At 54.3% G+C, this 26789-nt stretch carries 23 protein-coding genes; 11 read left to right on the forward strand and 12 right to left on the reverse strand.

Translation table 11 applies throughout. The features are described from left to right. Positions 1–216: 216 nt before the first annotated feature. The gene (locus MKJ04_RS20880) at positions 217–519 is read right to left on the reverse strand and encodes a hypothetical protein (protein ID WP_241643856.1); all 303 of its coding nucleotides are present in this window, start codon (positions 517–519) and stop codon (positions 217–219) included. 118 nt (positions 520–637) lie between these two features. After that, on the reverse strand, positions 638–1468 hold the full coding sequence (locus MKJ04_RS20885; RefSeq protein WP_241643857.1) for a DUF1080 domain-containing protein: 831 nt from the start codon (positions 1466–1468) through the stop codon (positions 638–640). Positions 1469–2117: 649 nt separating this feature from the next. Here MKJ04_RS20885 and MKJ04_RS20890 point away from each other — a divergent pair. Further along, complete coding sequence (locus MKJ04_RS20890) at positions 2118–2495, forward strand: hypothetical protein (RefSeq protein WP_241643858.1); 378 nt, start codon at positions 2118–2120, stop codon at positions 2493–2495. A gap of 33 nt (positions 2496–2528) precedes the next feature. After that, positions 2529–4190, forward strand: coding sequence for an FAD-linked oxidase (locus MKJ04_RS20895; RefSeq protein ID WP_241643859.1), 1662 nt, complete (start codon positions 2529–2531; stop codon positions 4188–4190). A 132-nt stretch (positions 4191–4322) separates the two neighbouring features. Here MKJ04_RS20895 and MKJ04_RS20900 read toward each other — a convergent pair whose 3' ends face one another. Then, positions 4323–4631: a hypothetical protein gene (locus MKJ04_RS20900; protein ID WP_241643860.1), complete on the reverse strand. Its 309-nt coding sequence runs from the start codon at positions 4629–4631 to the stop codon at positions 4323–4325. Here MKJ04_RS20900 and MKJ04_RS22825 point away from each other — a divergent pair. Beyond that, a complete protein-coding gene (locus tag MKJ04_RS22825; protein ID WP_262918112.1) occupies positions 4625–4753 on the forward strand; it encodes a hypothetical protein in 129 nt (42 codons plus the stop codon). The genes MKJ04_RS20900 and MKJ04_RS22825 overlap by 7 nt on opposite strands. A gap of 144 nt (positions 4754–4897) precedes the next feature. Here MKJ04_RS22825 and MKJ04_RS20905 read toward each other — a convergent pair whose 3' ends face one another. From MKJ04_RS20905 to MKJ04_RS20915, 3 genes are all read right to left on the reverse strand, one after another. Beyond that, positions 4898–5290 (reverse strand): hypothetical protein, encoded by a 393-nt coding sequence (locus MKJ04_RS20905; RefSeq protein WP_241643861.1) that lies wholly within the window; start codon positions 5288–5290, stop codon positions 4898–4900. Positions 5291–5727: 437 nt separating this feature from the next. Further along, positions 5728–6918: an MFS transporter gene (locus tag MKJ04_RS20910; protein WP_241643862.1), complete on the reverse strand. Its 1191-nt coding sequence runs from the start codon at positions 6916–6918 to the stop codon at positions 5728–5730. A gap of 712 nt (positions 6919–7630) precedes the next feature. Beyond that, positions 7631–7906 (reverse strand): hypothetical protein, encoded by a 276-nt coding sequence (locus MKJ04_RS20915; protein WP_241643863.1) that lies wholly within the window; start codon positions 7904–7906, stop codon positions 7631–7633. 2324 nt (positions 7907–10230) lie between these two features. Between MKJ04_RS20915 and MKJ04_RS22910 the strand changes: the two genes are divergently transcribed. Further along, entirely contained in the window at positions 10231–12720 is a 2490-nt protein-coding gene (locus MKJ04_RS22910; RefSeq protein ID WP_241643864.1) for an IPT/TIG domain-containing protein, read from the forward strand. Between the two features lie 170 nt (positions 12721–12890). On the opposite strand, the gene MKJ04_RS20925 is transcribed toward MKJ04_RS22910, so the two are convergent. Together MKJ04_RS20925 and MKJ04_RS20930 are read right to left on the reverse strand one after the other, a co-directional pair. Then, positions 12891–13349: a hypothetical protein gene (locus MKJ04_RS20925; protein WP_241643866.1), complete on the reverse strand. Its 459-nt coding sequence runs from the start codon at positions 13347–13349 to the stop codon at positions 12891–12893. A 234-nt stretch (positions 13350–13583) separates the two neighbouring features. Further along, positions 13584–14663, reverse strand: coding sequence for a site-2 protease family protein (locus MKJ04_RS20930; RefSeq protein WP_241643867.1), 1080 nt, complete (start codon positions 14661–14663; stop codon positions 13584–13586). A gap of 566 nt (positions 14664–15229) precedes the next feature. Here MKJ04_RS20930 and MKJ04_RS20935 point away from each other — a divergent pair. Further along, a complete protein-coding gene (locus MKJ04_RS20935; protein ID WP_241643869.1) occupies positions 15230–17428 on the forward strand; it encodes a M3 family metallopeptidase in 2199 nt (732 codons plus the stop codon). A 128-nt stretch (positions 17429–17556) separates the two neighbouring features. Here MKJ04_RS20935 and MKJ04_RS20940 read toward each other — a convergent pair whose 3' ends face one another. Then, positions 17557–17709, reverse strand: coding sequence for a hypothetical protein (locus MKJ04_RS20940; RefSeq protein WP_241643871.1), 153 nt, complete (start codon positions 17707–17709; stop codon positions 17557–17559). A gap of 450 nt (positions 17710–18159) precedes the next feature. Between MKJ04_RS20940 and MKJ04_RS20945 the strand changes: the two genes are divergently transcribed. Beyond that, positions 18160–18576, forward strand: coding sequence for an ester cyclase (locus MKJ04_RS20945; RefSeq protein ID WP_241643873.1), 417 nt, complete (start codon positions 18160–18162; stop codon positions 18574–18576). Between the two features lie 115 nt (positions 18577–18691). Here the strand turns inward: MKJ04_RS20945 and MKJ04_RS20950 are convergent, their stop codons facing one another. Continuing rightward, positions 18692–19180 (reverse strand): GAF domain-containing protein, encoded by a 489-nt coding sequence (locus tag MKJ04_RS20950; protein ID WP_241643875.1) that lies wholly within the window; start codon positions 19178–19180, stop codon positions 18692–18694. A gap of 252 nt (positions 19181–19432) precedes the next feature. Between MKJ04_RS20950 and MKJ04_RS20955 the strand changes: the two genes are divergently transcribed. Together MKJ04_RS20955 and MKJ04_RS20960 are read left to right on the forward strand one after the other, a co-directional pair. Further along, positions 19433–20671: an MFS transporter gene (locus tag MKJ04_RS20955; protein WP_241643877.1), complete on the forward strand. Its 1239-nt coding sequence runs from the start codon at positions 19433–19435 to the stop codon at positions 20669–20671. A 299-nt stretch (positions 20672–20970) separates the two neighbouring features. After that, a complete protein-coding gene (locus tag MKJ04_RS20960) occupies positions 20971–21468 on the forward strand; it encodes a DUF4168 domain-containing protein (RefSeq protein ID WP_241643879.1) in 498 nt (165 codons plus the stop codon). Positions 21469–21557: 89 nt separating this feature from the next. Here MKJ04_RS20960 and MKJ04_RS20965 read toward each other — a convergent pair whose 3' ends face one another. Both MKJ04_RS20965 and MKJ04_RS20970 read right to left on the reverse strand, forming a co-directional pair. Then, positions 21558–22997: a glycoside hydrolase family 30 protein gene (locus MKJ04_RS20965; protein ID WP_241643881.1), complete on the reverse strand. Its 1440-nt coding sequence runs from the start codon at positions 22995–22997 to the stop codon at positions 21558–21560. Between the two features lie 85 nt (positions 22998–23082). Further along, complete coding sequence (locus MKJ04_RS20970) at positions 23083–23682, reverse strand: pseudouridine synthase (RefSeq protein WP_241643882.1); 600 nt, start codon at positions 23680–23682, stop codon at positions 23083–23085. A gap of 199 nt (positions 23683–23881) precedes the next feature. Between MKJ04_RS20970 and MKJ04_RS20975 the strand changes: the two genes are divergently transcribed. From MKJ04_RS20975 to MKJ04_RS20985, 3 genes are all read left to right on the forward strand, one after another. After that, the gene (locus tag MKJ04_RS20975; protein ID WP_241643884.1) at positions 23882–24604 is read left to right on the forward strand and encodes a hypothetical protein; all 723 of its coding nucleotides are present in this window, start codon (positions 23882–23884) and stop codon (positions 24602–24604) included. 1 nt (position 24605) lies between these two features. Continuing rightward, positions 24606–25274 (forward strand): hypothetical protein, encoded by a 669-nt coding sequence (locus MKJ04_RS20980; protein WP_241643885.1) that lies wholly within the window; start codon positions 24606–24608, stop codon positions 25272–25274. A 128-nt stretch (positions 25275–25402) separates the two neighbouring features. After that, positions 25403–26374, forward strand: a complete 972-nt coding sequence (locus MKJ04_RS20985; protein ID WP_241643887.1) for an aldo/keto reductase — start codon at positions 25403–25405, stop codon at positions 26372–26374. The last annotated feature ends 415 nt before the right edge of the window (positions 26375–26789 follow it).

Below are 26789 nucleotides of genomic sequence, written 5' to 3' on the forward strand. Positions count from 1 at the left end.
CATGGAATAACTTACAGAAGCACCTCGAGCAGGTGCTCCAAAATATCGGTAGTGAATATATAATTAATTTTGTCTAACTACTTAAATCTCGATTTCAAGTCTAAAGGTAGTAAGACGTCTACAAGGAGTTAAACGCAGAAAAGCGTGACCACAGCATAGGAGCACCTGCGTTCTGCCTGAACTGAGTAGCCCGAGACGAAAAAGATATCCCTGAACTCAGCCTCGTTCTATGGCGATATACCTGGCGGAGTAACCGTTGCTTTTGAAAAGCTCCTGCAGGGCAGTGATGAGGGAATCTGTGCCGCTTCGCTTTGCCCTTTGCTGCGTGAGTCTGCCCAGGTAATTCATATAGCCTCCTTCCTGATAGCGCCCAACAAACCTGCGGGCCTCAGACTCCTCCACCTCATCCAGCCGTTTCGCCAGCACGACGCGCCGCATGTAGGGCAACGCTGCTTTCATGCTCTGGTAATCCGAAAAAGCATACAGCCGGTGGTATGCGCTGAGTTTAATAGAATTCATGGAGGCAAAGGCAATTCGCGCAAATATAGGCGAACTTTCTAAAAGCCGGGGTATGGAACGGCGGAAGCCAGAGGTATAAATGGAGAGTAACGGTCGATGGCTCTACAAGAAGTGTGCGTTACTTGTCCAGGTTCTTAATCCGGATCTCCCGAAACACAATTCCCTGGCCCTCGCTCTGGAGCGCGATATACCCATCGGTGAGGGGCGTGCCGTCCTGCTTTAACTTGGGGTCATAGTTGTTGGCTACCTCGCCGCCTATCTGCGGACGGGTATACTGCAAAACCGTGTCGCCGTTGATCAGGTGCGTCACCAGGGAGTCGCGGTACACGATGAGATCACCCTTCACCCACTCGTTCCAGGGGTAGGTGGCGGAGGAGGAGGAGATGCAGTGGCGGGGGTCCTTCTCGCCTTCGTAAAACACGTCCGTGCCCGGCGAACACATGTTGCCGGTGGGGCGGGGTTTGCCGTCGTCGCTGCCAGCCAGCAGCTGAAACTCCACCGAGATGGGCCAGTCCTGCTCTTTCAGAATCGTGCGCGGGTCCTGGGAATGGAACATGACGCCGCTGTTGCGATAGGTATACTCCGGCGCATCGGTCAGCCACTGTTCTGTGAAGCGGTACTCGAATTGGAGATGATACGAGGAGAAAGGCGCTTTGTAAAACAGGTGGCCATACCGGTTCTCGAACTCCTGATAGCCGTCGTAGTTTACCTCCAGCAGGCCATCCTGCACCCGGAAGGTGTTGGCGTAATTGTCGCCTACCTCGTGGTGGTGTATTTTCACGATCCAGTCATTGAGGTCTTTGCCGTTGAACAGTGTCTGCCACTCCTGTTGCGGCGCACTCGCTTTTTCCGTTGGGCCGGTAGAGCAGGAAGTGCCGGAAAGCAGCAACGCACAAAGAAAGGTAACCGGCAGCAAGGCTGCTTTTTTGGGTATAGGCAAAGCGAACATAATCTCTTTAATTAAAGGTGAAGATTCAGGGCCTGCGCTCCCAACACCACGCTAAATAGCTACCAACCAGCAGGTATGCACTCAAGATAGGGAATTCCGGGTATACCCGGAAACAGTTTCTATAAATAAGTGTCTGTTAGACAGCGGCAATGTTCAAGGCTTCCTTTTTCGTTTGATTTGAAAGGCTATGCTCAGGAACTTGGAAAACCCGGGCAGATCGATTTCAAAATTGGATGTCCGAAACAGGGCTTTCACTCAAACCAATAGTATTAATCAGCACGCTTAAGTAAGTGAAATTCCCCTACTGGAGAGGCAGGTTATATTTTGCTTGTTCCGGATGAGCGAGCCCAAATGCGGAAAATAGTTTTACAATGGGATGAGACTATACCTCCCCTTTAATAACCAAATCGTGGCTTTCTGCTTCCTGGTTTACGGAGGTAGGAGCCCGCTATTTGGAATGGATACTTCACCTCAATAAATTACTTTAAATCGTCCGCAACAGGGAAAAATTAAAAGACATATCAATCCGAATCAAGCTTACGTAGTATTTACATATTCCCATAATATTTATACCTATCCTCAGCAATTAGCTACAGCGAATTTCCCTAACCGCTCTTTGGATGTTATTGGTTATCACCTAAATCTGCGCATGATGCTACTTCCCACTTCCGCCTATACCAGAAAAGCCACGCGGTATACCTGCATCCTCCTGGCGTGCCTTTGGCTGCCGGCCTGCGCCGTGACCGACAGCGTGGTGAGCAGGTATACCGCCGACGAGCCCGCCCGCGCCCTGCACCTAACCCACGTGGGCGACGTGCATTGGTCGTTCTTCTGGGGCTTGCTGAAGCAGGAAGACTGGGCAGCCGGCTGCCAAAGCGGGAGCGACATGTCGCAGGTGCGCGTCCGGACTAACCCGCTCTTCATCACGGTGTCCTTTCTGAGCCTGGGCCTGGCTGTGCCGCAGCGCCTGGAGTGGGACTGCGCCCCTCCACCCCGGGAACCCGGCACCATCGGCACCGACAACTAACACGCAGTTCCTCCAACCATAACGCAGCCTGCCATGTCAGCTTTACCTCCAGGAATAACGCCTTTCTACCCGGAAGACCCGTGGGAAAATGCCCACCAGAACTTCACACACCGGTTTAAGCCCGGAGCCTCCTATACGCTCCGCGTAGAAGGGAACCAGTCGCGGCTGGAAGACTACAACGCCACCACCGCCAACATGCAGTGGCTGATCGGCAACGCGATCAGAACGCGCACGCCGCTGCGCGCGATGGGCAACAACTGGTCGTTCTCGCCTGTGGCCATGTGCAACGGCGGCATCCTCAACACCCGGGCCCTGAACCTGCGCTTCGTGCTAGGCAACTCCTCCCTCGCTCCGGCCTACCTGCAAAGCGGCAAAACGAAAGAAGAGCTGATTTTTGTGCAGGGCGGCATGAGCATGCTGGAATTAAACGAGGTGCTAGAACTGCGTTACAGGCGCAGCATGCGGGCCTCTGGGGGCAGCAACGGGCAGTCGGTGGCGGGCGCGGGGGCCACGGGCACGCATGGCGGGGCGCTTTATACCGGTGCCGTGCACGACACCATCGTGGGCCTGCACCTGGTCACGGGCCCTGACCGCCATGTATGGATCGAGAAGGCCTCCTCCCCTGTCGTTTCGGATGAATTTATACATGCGCTGGGGGCCGAGGGCATCCGAGACGATGCGATGTTTAACGCGGCGGTGATGAGTTTTGGCAGCTTTGGTATTGTGCATGGGGTGATGCTTCGGACAGATCCGCTTTTTCTGCTGGAGGAATACCGCTTCGACCATGTGCCCTATACCGACGAGCTGCAGCGCGCCATCCGGAGGCAGGACATGGCCGCGCTCCGCTCCTTCCTGAACCGGCTGGCAGACGAGAGCGGCCTGCCCGACCACCTCAAAGTGAAGATGCCACCCGAAAGCGCCACCCGGAAGCTATACCACCTGGAGGTGGCCCTGAACCCGCATTACTTCGAAAAGGAGAACAAAGAGAAGGGTATCTACATCCGGATGTTTTACAAAGTGCCGTGCCCTCCTGCCTACCAACCGCTGCACAACCGCGTGGCAAGCGGCCTTACCTACAGCCAGGACTTGAACGGCATCATCTCGCGGGTGCTGGACGCGGCAGGACCGACCCTGAACATGCTGATCATCAAGCCGCTGGTAAACGCCCTTTTCCGCACCACACTGCGCGCCGCCCAGCCCAAACCGATGACGATGGGCGAGACCTTCCGCCATACCCGCTTCAAGGGCCAGATCGCGAGCGCGGCCATTGCCGTGGACACGGCAGATATTTTCCGGGTGATCGATGTGATCCTGGACCTGAACAGGTCGCAGCCATTTGCGGGTGGTATCGCGCTGCGCTTCGTGAAGGGCACTTCGGCCACGCTGGGCTTCACCAAATTCGCTAAAACCTGCGTGCTGGAAATGGATGGCGTGGATGCTGCCATTACCCGGCGGTTTTTCGAAACGGTATGGCTGCGGCTGGAGGGTATGGGCGTGCCGTATACGTTGCACTGGGGCAAGATCAACTTTATCCTGAACGAACAGCGGGTGCGCCGCATGTATGGCGATGCCCGCGTAAACGAATGGCTCGCCTGCCGGGCGGCGCTGCTCGACGAGGCCTCCCGCCGCGTGTTCACCAACGATTTCATGATTCAGTGTGGCCTGCACAAAGCACCGCCCGGGCCTTTCGCTTGACGATGAACGAGCCGTTGGGAGAGTATCCTACCACGATCAATTAATCAGCACGTATACCCTTTCCTTTCAAGCAGTAAAATTCCCTTTTGAGTCAGGGGTAAGTTCAAATCGTTCGGCGGGGTATCGCTGGCTTTAGCGTTGATCAAACTCCCGCACATCCCAGCGGCGTGCCCGTTTGTCCCAAAAGATTTTGTAACTGCTGCCTTTGCTTAGCTTGTAGTGCACGCGCCCCGACGGGGAGTATACCACGATGATGGGATCTTCAGTATAGTTGGGGCTATACCAGAAGATGCCCCCGTTAATCAGGTAGCGCGTCATTTCCTGGCCATTCTCGCCCAGGTAAAACGCAATCGAGCTGGACGACTGGTTGAGGATGCTGACTGATTGCTGGGCGAGCTCGGTGCCGATCTGCATCTCTATATTAGGCTCTACTTGTGGCAATGATGGAGGAGGCGGCGGCGGTGGTGGTGGTGGTGGTGGTGGTGGTGGTGGTGGATGCTGGGTCGTATCCTGGGTTGGCTGGGCCTGCGGTTGCGTTTGTCTCTCCTGAGGCGGCTGGTTGATGTGGGGTTGCGCTATCTCGGCTACGGGAGCAGATGCAGCAGCAGCAGCCGGGCCGGGCCTCGTGGGGCTGCTTTTTTCGGTGCCCAGGCAACCCGACAGGCTTGCTGCAAGAATCAACGCCGGAAGCAGTTTCGTGTGTGTGCTCATACCTTGTTGGGTGTATCGATTTTGCCTAACAAATACCCTGTGATGGTGCCCAGCAGGCCGATGGCCGGGGCAATCTGGCTGTCGCTATACCCGGATGTGATCAGGAACAGGGTGCTGACGATAACCATGGTGATGACAATGAACTTGATGGTGTCTTGCGCGGGGATGTTGTTTTGCCGGATGATGATGAACTCCAGGCCGAGCACGAGCAGGCCGAAAAACAGGACGGCATACGAGAGCTGCATTTCGTTGATCGACCGGATACCCAGCGAAACCTCGCCGGAGTGCTCCGGTGCAGGAGGCAGGTTGATCGTTCCGGTCGGTTCCTGAGCCAGCAGCGGATAAGTCAGAAGCAGGCACCCGAGTAGAATATAGCTTATTTTATGCATAGTCTTTCCCTATATCATAACGCAAGTATATTTGTACGGGAACAGTATAATTTTAGGTGTAAAATATGCAAAATCAGAGGTTTACATAAGTACCTGTTACCCTCAGCGCATTCCTTGGTATACACCTTTTATAGGGCAACCGGGAAAAGTCCATACCCCGGCGGCCCGCGTCGGTATACCAGCAGGTCAGTCTCCGCCGCCAGCTACAATTTTTCTACTATTTCTGCCGTTGTTGGTGTTTTTCACCAACAACTCACCCGGCGAAAAAGCCACCTCATTGCCCTTGCTACTCCTGACAGGTATATGGTTGTTGGTCAAAAAGACACAACAACGGCAGCGCTATCAAGAACCCGGCAGCAGGAGGCCAGATCACCCTCGAAATCAGAAAACGTAACAACGGCGGCATTATAACCTGGCTTCCTTAATCACGCTACCCCCTATGCCACTTCCTCCTGAAGCCTGGCGTGGACGGGTGCTTGCTGTGTGGCTTTTTGCCGCTTGATCAGCAGCACGGCGATAAATGCGCCCGTTGTTGCCATCAGGGTGCCCACCAACTCTGGCGAGGTATACCCATACCCCATGGCAATAGGCAGCCCCCCGAAAAAAGCGCCCAGGGCGTTGCCGATGTTGAAGGCAGCCTGCGTGGCAGCCGCACCGAGCATCTCGGCCCCCTTGGCGGTTTTGATCATCAGGATCTGGATGGGAGCGGCGATGGCCAGGGAAAGCCCGCCCGCCACAAAGGTCATGAGCAGAGCCATTGCCTTGCTCTCGGAGGTATAATAAATGATGAGGAGCGAAGTCGCCATGCACAGCAACAGGATAAGACAAGCTTTCACGGGCTTGATCTTATCGGCCAGCCTGCCGCCCACAAAGTTGCCGACTACCATCCCGAAGCCAGCCAGAATCAGCACGTAAGGCAACTGGTCGGCAGCGAAACCGGATACTTCGGTCATTAAGGGGCCAATGTAACTGATCCAGGTGAAGAGCCCGCCGGTACCGATTGCGGTGATGAGCAAAATGAGCCAGGCCTCGCGGCTTTTGAAAAAGCCCAGCTCCGAGCGAATGTTCCCGCCTTTTTTTACGGGCAGGGTTGGCAGCCAAAGCTGGATCAGTAGCAGGGTGACGAGGCCAATAACCGTGATAAGCCCGAAGGTATACCGCCAGGAATAATGGTGGCCAATGTAAGTGCCGAGCGGAACCGTGAGCAGGTTGGCAATGGTTAGTCCGGCGAACATCAGGGAGATGGCCTGCGCCTCCTTTCCCTTCTCCGCCAGACGACTCGCCACCACAGAGCCGACACCAAAGAATGCGCCATGCGGCAAACCAGCCAGCAATCGCGCCCACAGCAAAGTCATGCTGGTTGGGGCAAACGCCGAGCAGGCATTAAAGACCGTGAAAACAACCATCAGGGTCCAGAGAATTTTCTTGGGTTCGAAATTGCGGCTGGCTACCACCAGCAACGGCGCCCCGATCACCACCCCCAACGCGTAGGCCGAGATCATATGTCCGGCTTCCGGTATGCTGATATTAAAATCGCGGGCAATATCGGGCAGCAGCCCCATCATCACAAATTCCGTTGTTCCTATTCCTAAACCGCCCAGGGCAAGCGGCAATAATCTCTTTTTCAATCCTACGCTGTATTAATGTGTATGCTGCGGGTTTATACCCTTTAGCGGGAATATTTGCCCGCTATTCATGTAAAAAATGCAAAATGCTTGCTGCTGCTGATTCGTGGGTTGTCGGTGAAAACACCACCAACGGCAGGAATGATTCGCTTGAGGGATAGCAGGGGCGCATCAACAGCGGCAGACTGGCCGGAAACGATCAAACAAGGAATCCCTCCGCCGTAGTTGCGTCTTTTTGGCTAACATCCATACCTGCTCTTTCGGACTTCCTAGTCATAAAACCACCTGCCGGAGATTTCCTAGGCCCGGCGTCCTACCTTCCTTAAACATCAGGGTATGGACGCCTCGATCAGCGATGCACAAAACGTAAGACAGAGCCTTCGCCGCTGCTACTGACCGGCGAACACCTAGGTTCAGGGCGTTGGCTTATACCATGTCGCCTGGCTGCCCCACGAAACCGCAGGTATACCAGGCTTGAACAACAACGTTACAACAGCAAAAGTAACAGCTTCCTTCCGGATATGGCTACTTACTTTTTGCGGCGGCACCCGGCAAAGGGTACATAACCGTGCTTTCGGACAAAAGTTTTAGCGGACAGGAGCGCATAAATTTTGTATGGCTTGATAGGTTGGGCTAGTATAGGGCTGCAACTAAACGGTGGTGGCTTGTGTCGCGCTTGCCTCGTAGGCCTCCTCCGACAGGCCAAACGTGGGGTCTACCAGCAGCACTTCGGCGTAGGTAAGGCGGTAGATGCGGTATGGATCACGAGGTCGGTTTTGCCTTTGGTGTTGATGCCGTACTTATCATAAAATGCCAACTTAAGAAAATCGCGCAGGTGGTTTTTGGCGTGCTCCTCGCTCTCGGCCAGGTTTATACTGTCGAGCAGGGTCGTCAGCGTCTGTTTAAAGCGCTCGATCTCTTCTCTGGATGTTTTGAGGCGCAGGTAGGCTTTGTTCAGGGCGTGGCGTGGGCGTAGGAGGTTGTGCTGCATGGGGCTATGGTTTGTTTTCTACAGCAAGAGAAGAATATATGAAGATTTAGAAATTTTGAATGTTAAAGCCCCGAAAATGTTGGCTTGCAAGCTGAATACTCCTGTGGTGGTCTGTTTCTGGGGCCTTCCACTTACATGCACCTAGAGAGTTGCGGTATGGCTGGTCAGACAGAAAGCTGTAAATAGTTGCCTTCAAAGGGCAGAGCACTTGTATTTTATAATATTAATATTTTAATTTATAAGTTATTAACGATCTGCCGTCCAACACGATTCATACCAACGCTATGCCCCTGCTTATGAAAACAGCTTTACTCCTCATCAGCACCTTACTATTGTTTACTCTTTCAGTTGTTGCACAAACACCATCTTCCCAACTAACATCTACTATAAATCTCAACAGAGGGGTATTTCCGCCCTTCCGTGATATGGTAGTTGATAAGGATGGGAATACATATCTCATGCAGAAAGACAGGATTATTAAATTTAATGGAGGAAAAATTCTTCATGAGTTTCCTATAAATCAGCAGGAGTATACAAATTCCTATGTAGATGGGCCAGTAGGACTGGCCGTGAACAGCAAGAAAGAAATCTATCTGATCAACTTAGCAAAGAACAGGTTAGAAAAGCATAGTGAGGCTGGCACTTTACTGAAGTTTATTGATTTACCACAGTCGAATCCTGATATATATCCTTCAAGTATAGTGATTGATAGCAAAGACTATATTTACATACTGGACCATTGGCATAAAGTAAATATATTTGATAATCGCGATACGTATATTAAATCTTTCGATTTCCCAAAATATAAAAACGCATTAACGTCAACGGGCTCAATTACACTTGATTCACAAGATAATATATACTTCCTGAATGAAGTAAAAGCTGATAGTGTTGTCAATTGGTTTACTACTTTAAAAGTATATGATAGCAATGGAATATTACTTCGTAATTTAAGTAATAACTATATGAGCAGCCAAAGTATAAGAGCTGTAGACATGAAAGTAGACTCCCAGGGTAAGATTTACATCAGTATGGGAACGCCCCGAATTAATGTATATGATGTTAATGGGGAGTTTATTAAAGGTATACATGGACTTGACCAATCAGGCTTCTGGAGTTTCCCCTCCAGCATAACTTATATTATTGGATTCGATAAAAATGACAATTTGCATGTGGCAACCACATCTGGTACATTGAGCGGCTTACAAGTATTAGACCCAACTTATAAAATTATTCAAAATCATTCCCGAGTAAGCGAGACTTATGATGTCACGATGGACATGGATAACAATATTTTGATGTTGGATAAGTATGCTAAGAAAGTAATTAAAATGGATATCCAAGGTAATAGTATATCTTCATTTTCTTACGCTTCAGCCACCTCAAACTCATCTTCCGCAAAACTTCAAAAACTAACTACAGACAACCAAGGCAATATTTATTTGTTGGAAAATAACAATTCCACTTCTAAAATAATAAAATACAGCAAAGAAGGTGATTTCTTGCAAACCATATCAAATACCAAGAGCAACAATTTACTACCTAATAGACTTTATGCATCAGCCGGTCTTATAGTAGATAGAGAGGGTAATATATATGTAACTAGTTATAATGGTAATGCCCTATCTAAATATTCTCCTCAAGGCAATTTATTGTTCTCCCTTGATAAAATGGGTAAAACAAAAGGAATGTTTTGGAAACCATTGGATGTAACCATTGATGCTAATGGCTTCCTATATGTGCTTGATGATAATGGCAGTAGAATACAAAAATTAACAACTACTGGTGTTTTTGTTGCAGAATTCAGGAACAATACTGCTGTTGAAGCTGAAAAGGTAAGCGCAAGCATAGCGTCGGATACCTACGGCAACTTTGCAGTGGCGATTAATGACAGCACCCATAACATAACATGGTACGATATTTCGGGGAAACCCAAATTCCAATTAAACAATAGTGCAGCAAGTCTGGCTTTAAGTAAAGATGGCAAACACCTTATTGCAACAGATACCCAATCTGAAAAAGTATATGTGTACAAAAGTAATCTCCAGCATACTTATAATTTTGTTCAGGGCAAACTTTACAATGACTCCAATGAAAACTGCCTGGAAGATACAGAAGAGAAAGGATTAGGAAATTTTATCATTAAAGCTGAGCCTGGTCCTTACTATGCGATAACCGGAGAAGATGGAAATTATACCATACAACTTGGTGAAGGCTCCTATACATTAAGGCCAATAGTATCAGCAGCAAAGATATTGACTGGAAGAGATGAAAAAGAAACCTGCCCAACACCTAAACAAGTAACTTTAGAAGGAACAGGCCATGTGGCTTTTAATGCAGATGTGGCAGCCAAAGTCACCCTCACCCCCTACCTCAACGTCAGCGTATCCTCCACGCGCCGCCGCCGCTGCTTCGAAAGCACTACCAAACTGAAATATACCAACTCAGGTTTCGCACCTGCCCTGGATGCCAAAGTATACTTTCAGCTGCCAAAAGAGGTAGAGCTGCTGTCGGCGGACAAGCCATACACACGCCTGCCGAACGGCACGTATGTTTTTGAGGCGGGCAACGTAGCGCCGGGCCAAACCAGCGTGATAACCATACAGGACAAGGTAACCTGTGGCGACGAGACCGTGCGGGGCCTGACCGTCTGCACCAAAGCCTGGATAACGCCAGCTAACAAACTCCCTACTGCGCCTCCCGTGGCGGTGGCCAGCATCACGGGCCAGTGCAACCCCGAAAACGGCAAAGTGCGCTTCGTGATCAGAAACACCGGGCAGGCAGACATGGACACCGGAAAGCAGTTCAGGCTGTATGCCGACGGAAAGCTGACAACCGTAGAGAACTACCAACTGGCAGCCGGCGACAGTCTGGTGCTTTGGGTACCAGCCACCGGCAGGACGCTCCGCCTGGAAGCTGACCAACCGGCAGGAAACGGGGACAACACGCTGGCCAGCGCCACCCTGGAAGCCTGCCGCGTGGCGACCAATACCGTCGCCTTCAGCACAGGTTTCGTCAACGCGTTGCCACCCGATGATGAAGAGGCCGAAGTGGCAGAAGAATGCCTCCAGATCATTGACTCCTTCGACCCCAACGACAAGCAGGTAACTCCCGTCGGCCTGACGGAAGCCCGCTATACCCCCACCGGCGCAGCACTTAAGTATAAAATACGCTTCCAGAACACCGGCACAGACGTGGCCTACCGCGTGGTGGTGGTCGACACGCTCTCCGAGCACCTCGACCTGAGCACCCTGCAGGTGGGCGCGGCCTCCCATACCTACCGCCTCGACGTGAGCGGCAAGGGCAAACCGGTGCTTACCTGGACCTTCGACAACATCATGCTGCCCGACAGCACCGCCAACGAGCCCGGCAGCCACGGCTACATCCAGTTCAGCATCAAACCCAAAACCGGGTTACCGGAGAAAACCGCCGTGGAAAATTTGGCTGACATCTTCTTCGACTTTAACTCGCCGGTGCGCACCAACAACACCCTCAACCGCATTTACGACATGCCGCCGGTACCAAGCGAGGAGGTCCGCTTGGATGCTACTCAGATCGTGGCCACGCCCCACATCACAGCCGTGGCCCCACTTGCGGGTATGTTTGGGCAGGAAGTACTTGTGAACGGAAGTAAGTTTGCCTCCAATGCCGCCAACAACAAAGTGTATTTTAACGGGGTAGCCGCCACCGTGGTCAGTGCCTCCGAAAACGAGCTGAAAGTGCTGGTACCGGTGAAGGCAGCCACAGGTGTATTGAAAGTGGAAACAGCAGACGGTGTGGCGAAGGCTCCGGATCATTTCGAGGTATACCAGCCGCCGGTTCTCAGCAGTTTCAGTCCAATCGAGGGTATTGTGGGCACCACTGTTACACTTCAGGGAGAGCACCTGCAAGCCAACCTGATTAACCGCGTAAGCCTTGGCGACTTCCTTTGCGAGATCATCAGCAGCACCGCAAATAGTGTGGTGGTGCGGGTGCCGCAGCAGGCCGTAACCGCAATGTTCCGTATCAGTACCAAAGGCGGAGAGCAGACAAGTTCCGTAGCCTACACGGTATGGCACCAACCCAGCATCAGCGGCCTCAGCAAACATACGGACATTGTCGGGGCGACCGTGCGCATCGACGGCGAGCACTTTGCCACCGACGCCACACGAAACAAAGTACTGTTCGGGCAGGTGCCGGCAACGGTGTTGCAAGCCAGCACCAGCCAACTGACGGTAAAGGTGCCGCAGGGCGCTACTTCAGGCCCCGTATCTGTAGAGACACCGGGTGGCCAGGCGTTAAGCGATGTTCCCTTCGAAGTCATACCCGCCCCGGTCTTCGCGTCCATGGCTCCGGCTTCTGGCAGTGTCGGGACGTCGGTAGCAATTACAGGGACACATTTCGGGGTGCTCGGGGTGCAGGATGAGGTCTTCTTTAACGGCACGAAAGCCCTTGTGCTGGAGGCGGCTCCCGGCAGGTATACAGTACGCGTGCCGCGCGGGGCCACCTCGGGCACGGTGCAGGTAAAAGGAGTAGGCGGCTCCGGCACCAGCAGCGGCCCGTTTATGGTAGAGGAGCTTTCCCCGGCGCAGGCCATTGCGGTATACCCTAATCCCACATCCGGGAGTATCACGATTAGTTTTGCGCACGCCAACTTCGACATCCAGCAGGTACAAGTCTTTTCGTCCTTGGGCAGACTGGCACATACAGCCTCTGTTCCTACCCCTCGCCCCGAACAACTGGACCTGAACCTGGAAGCGCTGAAACCCGGCATGTACCTCCTTCAGATCAAAACCGACCGGGGCATGGTCGTAAAGAAGTTAACCGTGCTTTAAAAAGTGGATGGTATTACCCACGTTGCGATTTGGAAATGCTGGCTAAAACGATCCTCCTGATTCACCTGCCCCTGCCCTTCACGAGAGGGAAATTTCGGCAGGGAGAAAAAATTCCTCCTACTCTGAGGCCTAGGGTATAGGCTTCAGATCCCGGCGGTTTTGGGTAGCGGTTACTCAGCTAGTTTCTGAAGGCGCTGCGTGATGTCATCGATCAGGTCCTCGCTCCAGCGCTCAGCTATAAGGTCGTACTCCGACTGCTCCCAGCGCTGCAGGTATGATTTCTCCAGCCAGTTGGTGTGCTGGTCGGGCCCTACTGTATAGAATTGCTGATCGAGCAGAAACAACAGGTCTTTCGAGATGTCAAAAGCCTCCGCCCCCACTTTCTGAAAGCCTTCAAGGCGCAGCCTTAAGCCCAGCCGCTGAATGTTGCCGTTTTCCAGACTGACCACCGTATCATGGCTCGCATGCGGGTCTTTGGTCCAGGTGTCCAGCAGCCGCTCCAGCGAGAAATCGGCGAACAGGGGCGTTACCGGTGCCAGGTTTTGGTGCAGGTGCTCGGCAAGCTTGGGCAGTATGGTGTCGTAAAGGTGCTGTATGGTTTGCTTGGTGCGGGGGCTTCGGTCTTCCATGGGGTATGTGTAGGCGTATAAGTGCTATGTATGGATGCAGCAGACTGAGGGTGGCAGTGTAGCCGCGCTGGCTTAACCAACCAATGCCTGCTGATGTTCAAAGCTACGCGATGTGACGGAGAAATACGAAATTGGAATACTATCTGTAAAAACGCCCGGCTATAGCCCGACTTTTGATTTTGGAAAATAAGCTGGTAACTTATCAGAAGGCGTTTGAATAATAGCTGCTACTGCCTAATGTGTCAGCGCAGATTTGATCAGGATGAACTCGTTGATGTTGTCAGTGTTGATGACCCCGGCAAGGCGGCCGTTCTCCAGCACAGGATAGAGCGGCACACGGGTTTTCTGCAGTTCGGTATACACCTCGGAGAGCTTGTCGTGCACGTTAAAGGTCTTCACATCCCCGGACATAATCTCCACCACAGGCTTCTGCATCATGTCTTCTTTCACGGCCTGAATGAGTTGGGAACGGGTGAGCGTGCCAATCACAGCCCCTTCTTTCTCCACCACAAACTCATGCTCCGAGCCTGCCAGCAACTTGTCCAGTGCCTGCCGCACCGTTTCGGTGGGGGCCAGTGTCACGAAGTGCGTAATCATACCCTCCTTCACTTTATGGCCGCGCAGGTAGTCGAGGTGCTGCACCATGATGTTCTCGGAGTAGGCCCCGAAAAACACGAATGCCCCGATCAGGATGAGAAAGGGGTTGTAGAAAAAGCCGATGAACACGAAGCCGATGGCCAGCAACTGGCCCAGGTTAGCCGCGATCTGGGTGGCCCGCACCCGCCCCAGCTTAAACGCCAGCAGCGCCCGGAGCACCCGCCCGCCATCCATCGGGAAGGCAGGTATGGCGTTGAACAGCACGAGTATCACATTCACAAAAAGCAGCAGGTACAGGAAATTGCCCGGGGTAATCCGCATGAAAAACTCCTCTGTGGGAACCGATGTCAGTGAGGGAAGTACCAGCCACAGGAGCAGGGCGATGACCACGTTCACAGCCGGGCCCGCCACCGCAATCAGCAGCTCCTGCTTGGGCTTCTCGGGCATCCGCTCCAGGCTGGCCACGCCGCCAATGGGCAGCAGCGTAATCATTTTGGTGTTGATGCCATACCGTTGCGCCGTGAGGGCATGTCCCAGCTCGTGGAGCACCACGCACAGAAACACAGCCAGTATAAAGCCCATGGCCAACAGCGTGGTGGGCAGGTCGCTGCCGCGCTGGGCCTCGCTAAATGCCACCCACGCCAGCAGGATCACAAACGTCCAGTGTACCAGTATCCGGATTCCGGCCACTCTCCCCAACTTCAACGACCATTTCATAGCGTTATCAACTTCGGTGTATAAGCACTAACGCAACAGCCCAGCCGAATGTTAATGCAACTACCCGATTGTCAAGGCATAAGCCCCAGAATCTGGCGGCTTTTCAGGTATAAATTCCACTGCCGGCAATCAGATTCTCAACAAATAGAAACCGCGCATCGGGATATGTTGATTTTTAAACTCCACTCCTTTTTTCAAGGCGGGGTGCCGCAGGCGGGGTGGATTTTCCAGCACTGGCCCTATACCAGTGGCAGATGGCTTTTGCGCATTACAATAATTAGAACCACCCTAATCAGCTTGCAGCGCGTGCTTTCTCAGTAAGTGTATCGGAAAAAAGAAACACGAGCTACAAGCTCTCGCTAGCGGGGTACTTGCCCCTTGCTGGCGCGAGCTTGCAGTTCGTGCCTTTTCTGGTTTTTCCCGGGGGTTTCCTGCCGCTTTACCCTCCCATTTGCGGGCCTATCAGGGTGCCTCTGCCTGGGTTTGCGGTTTTTTTAGTAACTTGTGGTATTATATTTGTCGCTTTAGACCACCATCAACACTATCCACTCACTTTAAAACCATTTATGGGAAGTAATAAAATCTTAGTGGCCAGCCGTACATCCGGTTTACTGGCATTTCTGGCACTGGCCTCCTGCACCACCACACAAACGCAGGAGCAATCGACACAAGCACAAGCAACTATGGAGCAGAACAAAGGCGAAACCAACCCGCTGTTGGCCGAATGGACCGGCCCTTACGGCGGCGTTCCCGCCTTCGACAAAATGAACCTGGCCGATGTGAAGCCAGCCGTGGAAAGAGGTATGGAACTCCAGCTGGCGGAGATCGACAAGATCGCCAACAACCCCGAGCCCGCCACTTTCGAGAACACGCTTGTGCCCCTGGAGCGGGCCGGTCAGGAACTGGACAGGGCCATGACCTACTATGGCATCTGGAGCAGCAATATGTCTACGCCGGAGTTCCGGGCCATTCAGGCAGAGCTGGCCCCGAAGCTGTCGGAGTTCCGCTCGAAGATCTCACAGAACGAGAAGCTGTTCCAGCGCATCAAAACAGTATATGACCGTGCCCAGCAAACCCCACTACCCGCCGATCAGCAGCGCGTGGTGCAGCTGGTGTATGAGGACTTCGCCATGGAGGGCGCAAACCTGGATGCCGCCGCCAAGGCCCGCTATGCCGCCATCAACAAAGAACTGTCTTCGCTCTATACCGCTTTCTCTAACAACGTGCTGGCCGACGAGGAGAAGTATGTGACTTACCTGACCAAAGACCAGCTGAGCGGACTGCCCGAGTCGTTTGTGAAGGCCGCCGCCAAAGCCGCCGCCGACCGGGGCCAGGCTGGCAAGTACGCCGTGACCAACACCCGCTCCTCCATGGACCAGTTCCTGACCTACTCTGATGAGCGGGCGCTGCGCGAGAAGGTATGGAACACGTATTACTCCCGCGCCGACAACGGCGACGAGGCCGACAACAACCAGAACATCGCCCAAATCCTGAAACTGCGGGATGAGCGCGTGGCGCTGCTCGGGTATGACAACTACGCGGAATGGCGCCTGCAGAACCGCATGGCCAAAACGCCGGAGCGTGCCATGGAGCTAATGAACGCCGTATGGCCAGCTGCGCTTGCGCGGGTAAAAGAGGAAGTGGCTGACATGCAGGCCGTGGCCAACGCCAGTGGCAAGAAGATCACCATCGCGCCCTGGGATTACCGCTACTACGCCGAGAAGGTGCGCCAGCAAAAGTACGACCTGGACTCTGACGAGGTGAAGCAATACCTGCAACTGGATAACCTGACACAAGCGCTGTTCTATACTGCTGGCGAGCTGTTCAACTTCAGCTTCACGCCGGTGCCCGAGAACGCGGTGCCTGTTTTTCAGGAGGATGTGAAGGTATGGGAAGTAAAGGACAAAACTACCGGCGAGCACATTGGCCTGTGGTACCTCGACCCGTATGCGCGGCAGGGCAAACGCTCCGGCGCCTGGGCCACCACCTACCGCAGCCATACCACCTTCGACGGCAAAGAGACGGTGCTTGCCTCCAACAACTCTAACTTCGTGAAGCCCGCGCCCGGAGAGCCGCTGCTGGTTTCCTGGGACGATGCCACCACTTTCTTCCACGAGTTTGGCCACGCGCTGCACTTCTTTGCCTCAAACGTGAAGTACCCGACACTCAACAGCGGCGTGCGCGATTATACCGAGTTCCATTCGCAGTTGCTGGAGCGCTGGCTGTCTACAGATAAGGTGATCAACCAGTTCCTGAAGCACCACGAAACCGGGGAGGTGATTCCGGCCTCGCTCGTGGCGAAAATCAAAAAGGCGTCTACCTTTAACCAGGGCTTTGGCACGACCGAGTTTCTGGCCTCTGCCCTGATGGACATGAAGTTCCATACCGTGGACCCGGAGGGTATGGACCCTGACAAGTTTGAGCGGGAAACGCTTGCTGCCCTCAACATGCCGAAAGAGATCGTTATGCGCCATCGTTCGCCGCACTTCGGGCACGTGTTTTCCGGCGAGGGCTATGCCACCGGCTACTACGGCTACCTGTGGGCCGATGTGCTGACGTCGGACGCTGCCGAAGCGTTTGAAGAGGCACCCGGCGGCTTTTACGACAAAGAAGTGGCCGCGCGCCTTGTGAAGTACCTCTTCGCTCCGCGCAACTCCATGGACCCGGCAGAGGCCTACCGCCTGTTCCGTGGCCGCGACGCCAAGATTGACGCACTGATGCGCGACCGTGGTTTCCCGGTGCCCGCGCCAACCTCCAAAAAGTAAGATCCGGATATTCAACAAAAAAGGAGCTGCCCCAAAGCAGCTCCTTTTTTTATGGCAAACGTTTTATAGCACAAGGCTACATTTAGCTTCCAAAAACGAATTTTATACATGCGCTAAACAGTCCACCTTTAATCCACGACCAGCTTGGCCTGCAAATGCCCCGACGCGCTGTTTGCCCGCAGGATGTATACCCCCGTGCTGATATGCTCGTCAAAAGTAATTCCGATGCTGGCATCGCCGTTGGTATCGGTCATCAGGTCTTTTGTATAGGATTTGTTCAATCTTATCTTGAGGGTGGTCTGGTAAAATCCTATCTCTCAAACTGTCTTACACTATCAGCAATAGGCATTTTAGCTTTATCCAACGATGGCTGGCTACGTGATGGCGCGGAAGAAGTGATCACAGCAAACCGAATATAGGCAGCAGAAACAGTGTAATTCAAAAACATAGTTACAGATGAATACATGTTGGACTTATCATATAATCTAATTTTGCCAACGATAAAACTTTTCTATGATGAGGTCGTCTCGTTGTTAATTCCACTTTATCCGAGACCAAGTGTGGTTTTCTCATACCCTTCCTTGCAAAGCCTGTTCTGAGTGGCTTTGCCGAAAAGCTTTTTCAGCTTATTTCCTCTACTGGGCAAACAAAAAGTTCTATGTTCGTACACTGTTTCGACGCCCTTCACGTGGAAGGGATCGAATTGACAAAACCTAAACGAACAGCATTGTATGAGCAAACAAGATAATATTCAGACCCAGCAGAAATTCGGAGAAGCCATAAACAGCGGAAACCTGGAGCGATTCAATGACCTGATGGCACCCAACGTGGTGGACCATGACCCGGCACCAGACCAGGGCCCAGGCCCGGAAGGCTTTATACAGTTTTTCACGGCCTTCCGCAGCGCCTTCCCCGATTTGGAAGTGAGCGTGGAGCAATTGGTGGCCGACGAAGACAATGTGTCCATTGCCTACACCGTAACCGGCACGCACAAAGGCACTTTTATGGGTATTGAGGCTACCAATAAGCAAATTAAGGCGCGGGGCGTGCAGATTGCGCGTTTCGAGAACGGCAAGATCGTAGAGCGGTGGGGCAGCTCCGATGAGCTCGGCATCCTGAAGCAACTGGGCGCAAGCGTGCAGGGCTAAGCTAGCCGCAGCAAATAATGATTTTTAGATCGGGAGCTTTCCAAAGGAGAGCTCCCGATCTTTGTTTAAGGCCATACGCTGCGCCCAAATTCATGGGCCGCAGCTGGGTATAAATCTAGGCTGACGGACTTCCGGTGGCCTGTAAATAGCGGCTTATCTCCTCCCCGATCTTCATCAGGTCGCTCGATTCCTGTTCAGTAAAATCGTAGGGTACCGGCTTGGCAATACCCAGCGTGCCGTACAGGGCACCATTCAGCAGGAGCGGCACCGCGATAGAGCCCTCTACCTTTGTCTCTTTGGCTGCTGGCCGGGCCACCCCGGAATCGTCTGTCTGCAGGTTGCACATCTCCACCGGCTGTCGGCGCTCGGCGGCAATGCCTGCCATACCCTTCCCGATGGGGATAGCGGCCATTTTGGGCAGCAGGAAATCCGGTATACCCTGCTGCGCCTGCAAGCTGAGGAGGCCTGTTTCCTTGTCAAGAAAATGAAGCGTGCCCGTGGAACAGCCAAAAGAGGCGATGATGTCAGTCAGGAACTGTTGCCAGTTTACCGGGGATTGCTGTTGCTGCAACCCAGACAGAAAATCGGAAATAGACGAGGCCATACGTTCTAGTGGTTTCAGGTGGATAGATACCAGCGAAGATAACACAAACCAGCACCCGATGCCACCCTATCCGCAGAAAAAGCGACCCGCTATAGGTGCCCGCGCAGCTTGGTGGGCCTGCTTGCCGAAATGAGCCCTTTCAGGTATGGGCTTATTCCCTTAAATTTGACGGTTCAGGCAATGTGCCCACCCAGCAAGATGTCCGGGGCACTTGCCTCCTGAAGTTATCTAGACCACACATCATCACCAACCATGACTTATAAAAGCGCCCAATCGGGTATAAAGGAAAACGCCGGGCAATTCTGGCTGCTCATGCTGATCACAGGCTTCATCGGGGCGACCGTGGGTCTGGAGCGCGCAGTGATACCGAAGTTCGCTGAATCGGTGTTTGGCATGAACGGGCACACGGCCGTCCTCTCGTTCATCGTCGCGTTTGGCCTCACCAAGTCGGTGGCCAACATGCTGATGGGCCAGCTCTCGTCCCGCTATACCCGCAAGCAGTTGCTACTGGTGGGCTGGCTCTTTGCCCTGCCCGTGCCCTGGCTGCTGTTTTATGCCACCAGCTGGTCGTGGGTGATCGCGGCCAACCTGCTGCTGGGCCTCAACCAGGGCATCGCCTGGACTTCCAGCATCGTGATGACCATTGACCTGGTGGGCAGCAAGAACCGGGGCCTGGCGATGGGCATCAACGAGTTTTCCGGCTACCTGGCCGTGGGCCTCGCCTCCTTCCTGGCGGGCTACCTGGCCTCCTCCACCGGCAACGTGACCTATGCGTTTCTGCCGGGAATCGCATTCTCGCTGGCCGGGGTGGCGCTCACGCTCTTTGTGATACGCGACACGCACGCCCATGTGCAGGCGGAGGCGGCTATCAGCACGGTGCCGCTGCTGTCTAGTGTCTGGAAAGACACCACCTGGCGCCACATCAACCTGGGCCCCGTCACGATGAACGGCTTTGTGACCAAGATAAACGATGGCGTGCTGTGGGGGCTGCTGCCAATCGTGCTCGGCTCCAAGGGCTATTCTTTGGTGGAGATTGGTTTTCTGGCGGGCGTGTACCCAGCGGTATGGGGCATCGGGCAGCTGTTCACGGGCAGGCTCGGCGACAGCTTCTCGCGCAAGCAATTGCTGTGCATCGGCATGCTGGTGCAGGGAGTGGCCATCGCGGGCCTCTTCTTCACGGCCTCTTACTCCACCATGCTGCTCGCGCTGGCCGCGGTGGGCCTCGGCACCGCCATGGTATATCCCACCTTCCTCACGCTGGTGGCCGACAATACCCACCCCAGCCAGCGCTCGCAGAGCCTGGGTATCTTCCGTTTTTGGCGCGACTTCGGGTATGTGGGTGGCGCGTTGGCCGCCGGGGTTATCGGCGATTTGTTTGGCGCGGAAGTCGTGCTGCTGGGTGCGGGTATCCTCACCATCGGGGCTGGCGTAATTTCAGAGGTACGCATGCTGCGCCATCCTTTTGCAGTGCCCGCCAAGGAACTGGTATAGGTTTTTTCTCCCGCTTCCCTCCTGCCCGCTGCAGGTGTCCCGCGGGACACCTGCTTCCTATACCTGGTTTATCTGGGGATATCCCTGCGGGGCAAAAACCATCCGCACGGTCGGGCCATACCGCCTGTTTTTGCCTCCCGGACTTGCCATTGGGACCGGAATTATTTAAATTTAGCATATGCGGGCGTGTCTTTTTTGGCGCCGTCTGCCTCTTGCAGCCTATTTTCAGGCGCTCCTATAGAGGCGCAACCCGCCGTGTTTTAATTTATTTTCAACCCAATCCTAACCAAAAACCACATATGGTATTAATGAAGAAAGGGAGTATTGCGGCCGCACTCTTTGCGGCGTCTATGTGCTTCGGAACCACTGCCTTTGCGCAGCAGGAAACCACACCCGCCACGGAGAGCGCGCAGGCCTCCGGGCAATTCTCCAAGGAAGAACTGAAGACTTTTTTACAGGCCAACACCAACGCCACCAAAGTAGAGAAAGAGGGCCGCGAGGCGCTGGTTGCCGCCATCGAAGAAGAGAGCCTGACCGTGGACCGCTTTAACGAGCTTGCCAAGGCGCACCGCCAGAAAAAGCTGAAGGAGACAGCCGAGAACCCCGAGGAGATCGCCGCGTTCAGCAACGCAGCCCAGGCCATTGTGAAGCTGCAGCCTGAGGTGAGGGAGAAAGTGCAAGCCGCCATCGAGGAGCAGGGAATGACCATGGCTCAGTACAAAACGATCCTGAAGGCCTACGAAGAGGACGAAGACCTGCAGCTTGAGATCAGAAGAATCGTGCATGCGGCAGAGTAAGCCATCAGCACAAAGGCATAAAAGCGAGCGGCTCACGGTTTAGACCAGGAGCCGCTCGCTTTATAGAGGGATGTATGAAACAGGCGCGGTTACCAGACAAACGTCCCGACGGCACCGCGCGCCAGGGTGGCCGTGGCCCGCTTGCCCCCATACCCGATCTGGAAGGTTTGCGGTGCGTCGCTGTCATTCTGCACCAGCAGCACCATTTGCCCGTCCGGCGTTTTATAGGCCACATTCGGCAACGCGTCCGGCATGTTGCTGCCGATGCGCACCGAGCCCGGCCGGACAAATCTGGACGCATGCGCGATAATGTAGTAGGCCGGGTTGCGGGTCACGGTGTTGCCCTCGAGGGTGATAGCGCCGAGGCACTGCGTACAGCCGCCCTCCGTGTGCGGGTTCTGGTTCGGGTCTGCGGCCAGGTTCCACTCCAGCACCGTTTTGGCCCAGTTGCGGGGCGCTTTGATGATGAGGTTTTTCACGTGCCAGGCCAGGTCTTCGGGGAAGTTACCGGGTGCGCCTATCCACTGCTCCGTAAAATACAGGTTCTTATCCGGGTGCGCCGCGTGCACCTCCGCGAGCGCCTCTATCTGGCCCCCATACAAATGGAACGCGGCCCCGTCCACATACTGCTTCGCCTCCGGGTCGTTCAGGATCGTGATCGGATAATCGGGCCGGTCGGCGTTGTGGTCGTAGAGAATGATTTTAGTCCGGATGTTGGCGGCCCTGAAGGCGGGGCCCAGGCTCTGCTTGATAAAATTCGCCTGCTCTTCCGGCAGCATGAGCAGGCTGGGGTTGTTGCCGGGGTGCAACGGCTCGTTCTGGACCGTGATGGCGTCGATAGGGATGCCCTCCGCTGCCATACCCAGCACATAGCGCACAAAATAGCGGGCGTAAGCGTCGTAAAACTCAGGTTTCAGGCTGCCCCCTTTCGAGTTGTTGTTCGTTTTCATCCAGGTGGGCGGCGACCACGGCGAGCCCATTATCTTGAGCGTGGGGTTGATGGCCAGGATCTCCTGCAGCATCGGGATGAGGTGTTCCTGATCGGGCGCGAGGCTGAAGCGCTTCATCTCCGGGTCTGCTTCCCCGGCGGGCAGGTCGTTGTAGGAGAACACGCGCGCGTCGAGGTCGGAAGCGCCGATGCTGATGCGCAGGTAGCTTACGCCGATGCTGTTGCCGGTCGTGCCGAACAGCTCCTGCAACAAGGCTGCGCGCGCAGGCGCATCCATCTGGTGGAGCAGCATCGCGCTGCCGCCCGTCAGGGTATAGCCGAAGCCGTCCATCTCCTGAAATGTTTCCGCTTCCTGCACCTGAATCAGGGGATACTGCCCGGCACTGTCGCTGAAAAGAATCAGCTCTGGCTGCTGCGCAAACAAAGCCGATTTGTCTGGTGTGGTGAGCCACAGCGTGGCGGCGGGTGCGGCGGCCACATCGTCCCGCACCTGAACAGCCGCCTGCTGGCAACCGGTTACAAGGCAAGCAAGCAGCAGCCATACCACCGCACCCGCGCGTAAAAATCCTGCGTTTTTCATACCCCTTTTTTTGTTAGTTGGATGGTATGGGTTGCTTTGGCCTGCCGTGTGGCCAAACTTCCCTACCGGGGTATAAAGTTATACCTTATCGTGGCATGTGCAAATGCGTTTCCGCCGGAAGGCCTAAATCAAGTCGCTCTACTTCCAGCGTCTCTCCGGCCGCCATACCTACTACCGTGATGTTGCCAATGCGGGCACGGACGAGGCGCAACGTCGGGAAGCCCACGGCGGCGGTCATCTTGCGCACCTGCCGGAACTTGCCCTCGGTCAGGGTAATGGAAATCCAACTGCTTGGGCCGTGGCGCTCGTCGCGGATGCGGCGTGCGCGCTCCGGCAATTCGGGTGTGGCCTCCAGCTTCTGCACGGCGCAGGGCCTGGTCAGGTGCAGTTCCTTCTCCGTCCTAATCTCGATGCCCGTGCGCAGCTGCCGGATGGCCTCCTCCGTGATCAGGCCGTCTACTTGCGCATAGTACTCCTTTTCTACCTTGCTGCTGCGCACCAGTTCGCTGGCCTTACCATCGGTAGTCAGAAGCAAAAGCCCCTCGCTGGCCTCATCCAGCCGCCCGATGGCCATGGTGCCCTCCGGGAAATCATGCAGTTCGCCCAGCACGCGCTTCTTCTTCGTCTCGCTCACAAACTGACTGACATACCCGTAGGGTTTGAAAAGGATAAAGTGACGGTGCATAGAAGGGGTATAAATCTCGCGTTCAGGCAAAGATAGTGCAAAGAAACACGACCGCAGCCTGATCCTGCGGCTGTTTATTTGCCAACGGATGTCCGGAGCATCGCTTCAGTGAGGCATCCAGTCAGCAACATATATTCATACTACTATATGTTCTATATTTTCACTAGTATTACCGTTTCAATCAAACGCCATACCCCCTATGAAAACATTTCCATTGCTCCTGCTGATGCTGGTAGTGCTCAGCGGCTGTACGTCGAAGGACGATGATTTTATCAGCAAGTACTGCCCCGGCTCCTGCACTGTTTTCAAAGGTAACATCGCTACTGCGAACGGCACGGTTCCCTTGGCGGGCATAAAACTGAATGTGTATTGGCGCAGCTATCAGGAGTATCTGCAGTTTGGCTATTCCGAGCGGCGCAAGGCCGTGGCCACCACCGACCAAGACGGGAGGTATGATTTGCGCTTCCTGCTCCGCGAAGAAGAGCTGAATGCCCGGGGTCAGATTGAAAATTGCAGCTTCAGGGTAGTGCCTGCGCTGGATGAAACAAAGTATTTCATCTGCTTTGACGAGAAAGCGATCTTCAGCTCGTATGACATGCAGCGCGACACGACGTTTACGCTGGACTACACTCTTCCGCAAACAGGCTTTGTGGATATACAGCTCCAAAACCGGCAGGCTATGCAATCTGGCGATAAAATTATCATAAATGTGAGTGTGAAGTCCGGCGAGAACAACAACTATACCTGCTCCACGGCATATAGCTTTAGTGCCAGCTATGCGTATCCTAGCCCCTTGATAACCGCTGCCCTGCAGCCCGTGCTGCTGACGATCAATAAGATGAAAAACGGGGTTTATACCGAAACCCAGGATACCATTACAGTTGCCCCAGGCGAGCGCCTCCCCTACCAACTCACCTTCTGACATGAACAAGCTGATACTTTTACTGGGTATGCTTTGCCTGGGCACGGCAGCCCAGGCGCAGGACACGCTGCGGCTTCCTTCGCTGCTTTCGCTCCATGTCGGTACTGCCCTGCCCATGGGCAGCTTCTCCGGTAGCAGCTTCGACAAAGAAAGCCCCGCCTTTGCCGGCGAAGGCATCTTATTGCAACTGACCTATACCCACCCGATTACGTCCCATCTGGCACTGGGCGCCACCGCTGGCTTCCGCGCCAATCCCTTTCTGCAGGAGAAGTTCCAGATCCCGGGCGATAACCTTGTGCAAGCCATTGAAAGCACACCCTGGAAAACCGGGTATGCCCTGGCAAACGTGCAGGTGCAGGTACCTCTCGGCGAAGAGGGGGGATTCTACCTGCGGGGTGGTGTGGGGGGTGCGCTCAACCGCGCTGCCTCACTGCGGGTACTGACGCCTTACGGCACCATTACGCGCGACGCCGAAACCAGTCTTTCCATTGCCTACGGGGCAAGCAGTGGCTTTTATTCTGTTGTGAGCAACCTGGTACTGGGGTTTGAGGTCAGCTTGATGGCCACGCGTGCTGACCTTACGCCCATCAACCCGACAGGCAGCACGGAAAAGTACAGACAGCCTCTGCATAGCGCAAATTTATCGCTGGGCATCGGCTACCGGTTGTAGCCCCGCAGGAGGGTATGGAAAACCAGGTGTTGTAAAAAGGCCTTTGCCTGCTCGTAAAAAATAAAACGATTTAGCTTCTTCGCATTCCTCGCGTTTCTTATATTTACCGATACACCAAAAACAACGCTATGGAATACAGAAGATTTGGCCGAACGGGCTGGAACGTGAGTGAGATCGGGTATGGCATGTGGGGCATGGCCGGTTGGACGGAGTCTGACGATGCACAGTCGGACCGCTCGCTAGACCTTGCCGTGGAAAACGGCTGTAACTTTTTTGACACGGCCTGGGGCTACGGCGCCGGCAAAAGCGAGCAGATTCTGGGCCGCCTGGTAAAGCGCCACTCCGGCCAGCGGCTGTACGTCGCCACCAAAATCCCACCAAAGAACATGAAGTGGCCTTCAAAAGCCGGGTATAAACTGGAAGACTGCTTTCCGTCAGACCACATCATCGAGTACACCGAAATCAGCCTGAAAAACCTCGGGGTGGAGACGATTGACCTGCAGCAGTTTCATGTATGGGAAGACGCCTGGGCCGAGAACGAGGAATGGCAACGCGCCGTGGAGAAGCTGAAGGCCGACGGCAAGATCCAGCACATGGGTGTGAGCGTGAACCGCTGGGAGCCTGAGAACGTGCTCAACACCTTGCGCACCGGACACATCAGCAGCGTGCAGGTTATCTACAACATCTTCGACCAAGCGCCTGTGGACACGCTGTTCCCTCTGTGCAAGGAATTGGATGTGGCCACCATTGCCCGCGTGCCGTTTGATGAGGGCACCCTGACTGGCACATTCACCAAAGAGACCACCTTCCCGGAAGAAGACTGGCGCAGCACCTATTTCGTGCCCGACAACCTGAACGCCAGCGTGGAGCATGCCGACCGCCTGAAGCCATTGGTGCCAGAGGGTATGACGATGCCGGAAATGGCCCTGCGCTTCATCCTGAGCAACCCCGACGTGAGCACCACCATACCGGGCATGCGCAAGGCCCCGCACGTGCTGTCGAACCTGAGCGCGAGCGACGGAAAGGGCTTGCCCAAAGACCTGCTGGAGGAACTAAAGCAACACCGCTGGGACCGCGAACCCACGGAATGGTCGCAGTAAAAGCCTTTCCTTGCGGTAAACAATAAAACAGCCCGGTCCCTGATGCGCATCAGGAGCCGGGCTGTTTCTTTTTCCATACCTGGGTGGCTGGTAGAGGCGCTCTGCAAAACGCGGCGCTTAATGGCGAATGCCTGCTTAAAGTAACGTGAGCTCAGGAGTGTAGCGGTTATTTCAAAACTTGAAGCTCATTGTTTTCATAGCTAGCTTTGCGCTCCACGCCCGCTGGGGCGCGTTTTCCCGCTCGGCACTGTGCCGTGTCCCTTTGCTCGCTGCGCTGCGCAATGCCTCACTCCGTTCGGCACCGGAACCCGCCAAGGTGCCTCCCGGAAAAACTGGGAATCATTTTGCCCTGATCTGGCAGTAGAATATCCTCAATGGCTAGAAACTTCATTTTGAAGTTATTTAATCTACACTA

Source organism: Pontibacter sp. E15-1 (genome assembly GCF_022601975.1).
GTDB lineage: Bacteria > Bacteroidota > Bacteroidia > Cytophagales > Hymenobacteraceae > Pontibacter.

Coding starts and splice junctions, on each gene's coding strand:
- MKJ04_RS20880 (WP_241643856.1), bottom strand. CDS start 519: ATGAATTCTATTAAACTCAGCGCATACCACCGGCTGTATGCTTTTTCG.
- MKJ04_RS20885 (WP_241643857.1), bottom strand. CDS start 1,468: ATGTTCGCTTTGCCTATACCCAAAAAAGCAGCCTTGCTGCCGGTTACC.
- MKJ04_RS20890 (WP_241643858.1), top strand. CDS start 2,118: ATGATGCTACTTCCCACTTCCGCCTATACCAGAAAAGCCACGCGGTAT.
- MKJ04_RS20895 (WP_241643859.1), top strand. CDS start 2,529: ATGTCAGCTTTACCTCCAGGAATAACGCCTTTCTACCCGGAAGACCCG.
- MKJ04_RS20905 (WP_241643861.1), bottom strand. CDS start 5,290: ATGCATAAAATAAGCTATATTCTACTCGGGTGCCTGCTTCTGACTTAT.
- MKJ04_RS20915 (WP_241643863.1), bottom strand. CDS start 7,906: ATGCAGCACAACCTCCTACGCCCACGCCACGCCCTGAACAAAGCCTAC.
- MKJ04_RS20925 (WP_241643866.1), bottom strand. CDS start 13,349: ATGGAAGACCGAAGCCCCCGCACCAAGCAAACCATACAGCACCTTTAC.
- MKJ04_RS20930 (WP_241643867.1), bottom strand. CDS start 14,663: ATGAAATGGTCGTTGAAGTTGGGGAGAGTGGCCGGAATCCGGATACTG.
- MKJ04_RS20935 (WP_241643869.1), top strand. CDS start 15,230: ATGGGAAGTAATAAAATCTTAGTGGCCAGCCGTACATCCGGTTTACTG.
- MKJ04_RS20945 (WP_241643873.1), top strand. CDS start 18,160: ATGAGCAAACAAGATAATATTCAGACCCAGCAGAAATTCGGAGAAGCC.
- MKJ04_RS20950 (WP_241643875.1), bottom strand. CDS start 19,180: ATGGCCTCGTCTATTTCCGATTTTCTGTCTGGGTTGCAGCAACAGCAA.
- MKJ04_RS20955 (WP_241643877.1), top strand. CDS start 19,433: ATGACTTATAAAAGCGCCCAATCGGGTATAAAGGAAAACGCCGGGCAA.
- MKJ04_RS20960 (WP_241643879.1), top strand. CDS start 20,971: ATGGTATTAATGAAGAAAGGGAGTATTGCGGCCGCACTCTTTGCGGCG.
- MKJ04_RS20965 (WP_241643881.1), bottom strand. CDS start 22,997: ATGAAAAACGCAGGATTTTTACGCGCGGGTGCGGTGGTATGGCTGCTG.
- MKJ04_RS20970 (WP_241643882.1), bottom strand. CDS start 23,682: ATGCACCGTCACTTTATCCTTTTCAAACCCTACGGGTATGTCAGTCAG.
- MKJ04_RS20975 (WP_241643884.1), top strand. CDS start 23,882: ATGAAAACATTTCCATTGCTCCTGCTGATGCTGGTAGTGCTCAGCGGC.
- MKJ04_RS20980 (WP_241643885.1), top strand. CDS start 24,606: ATGAACAAGCTGATACTTTTACTGGGTATGCTTTGCCTGGGCACGGCA.
- MKJ04_RS20985 (WP_241643887.1), top strand. CDS start 25,403: ATGGAATACAGAAGATTTGGCCGAACGGGCTGGAACGTGAGTGAGATC.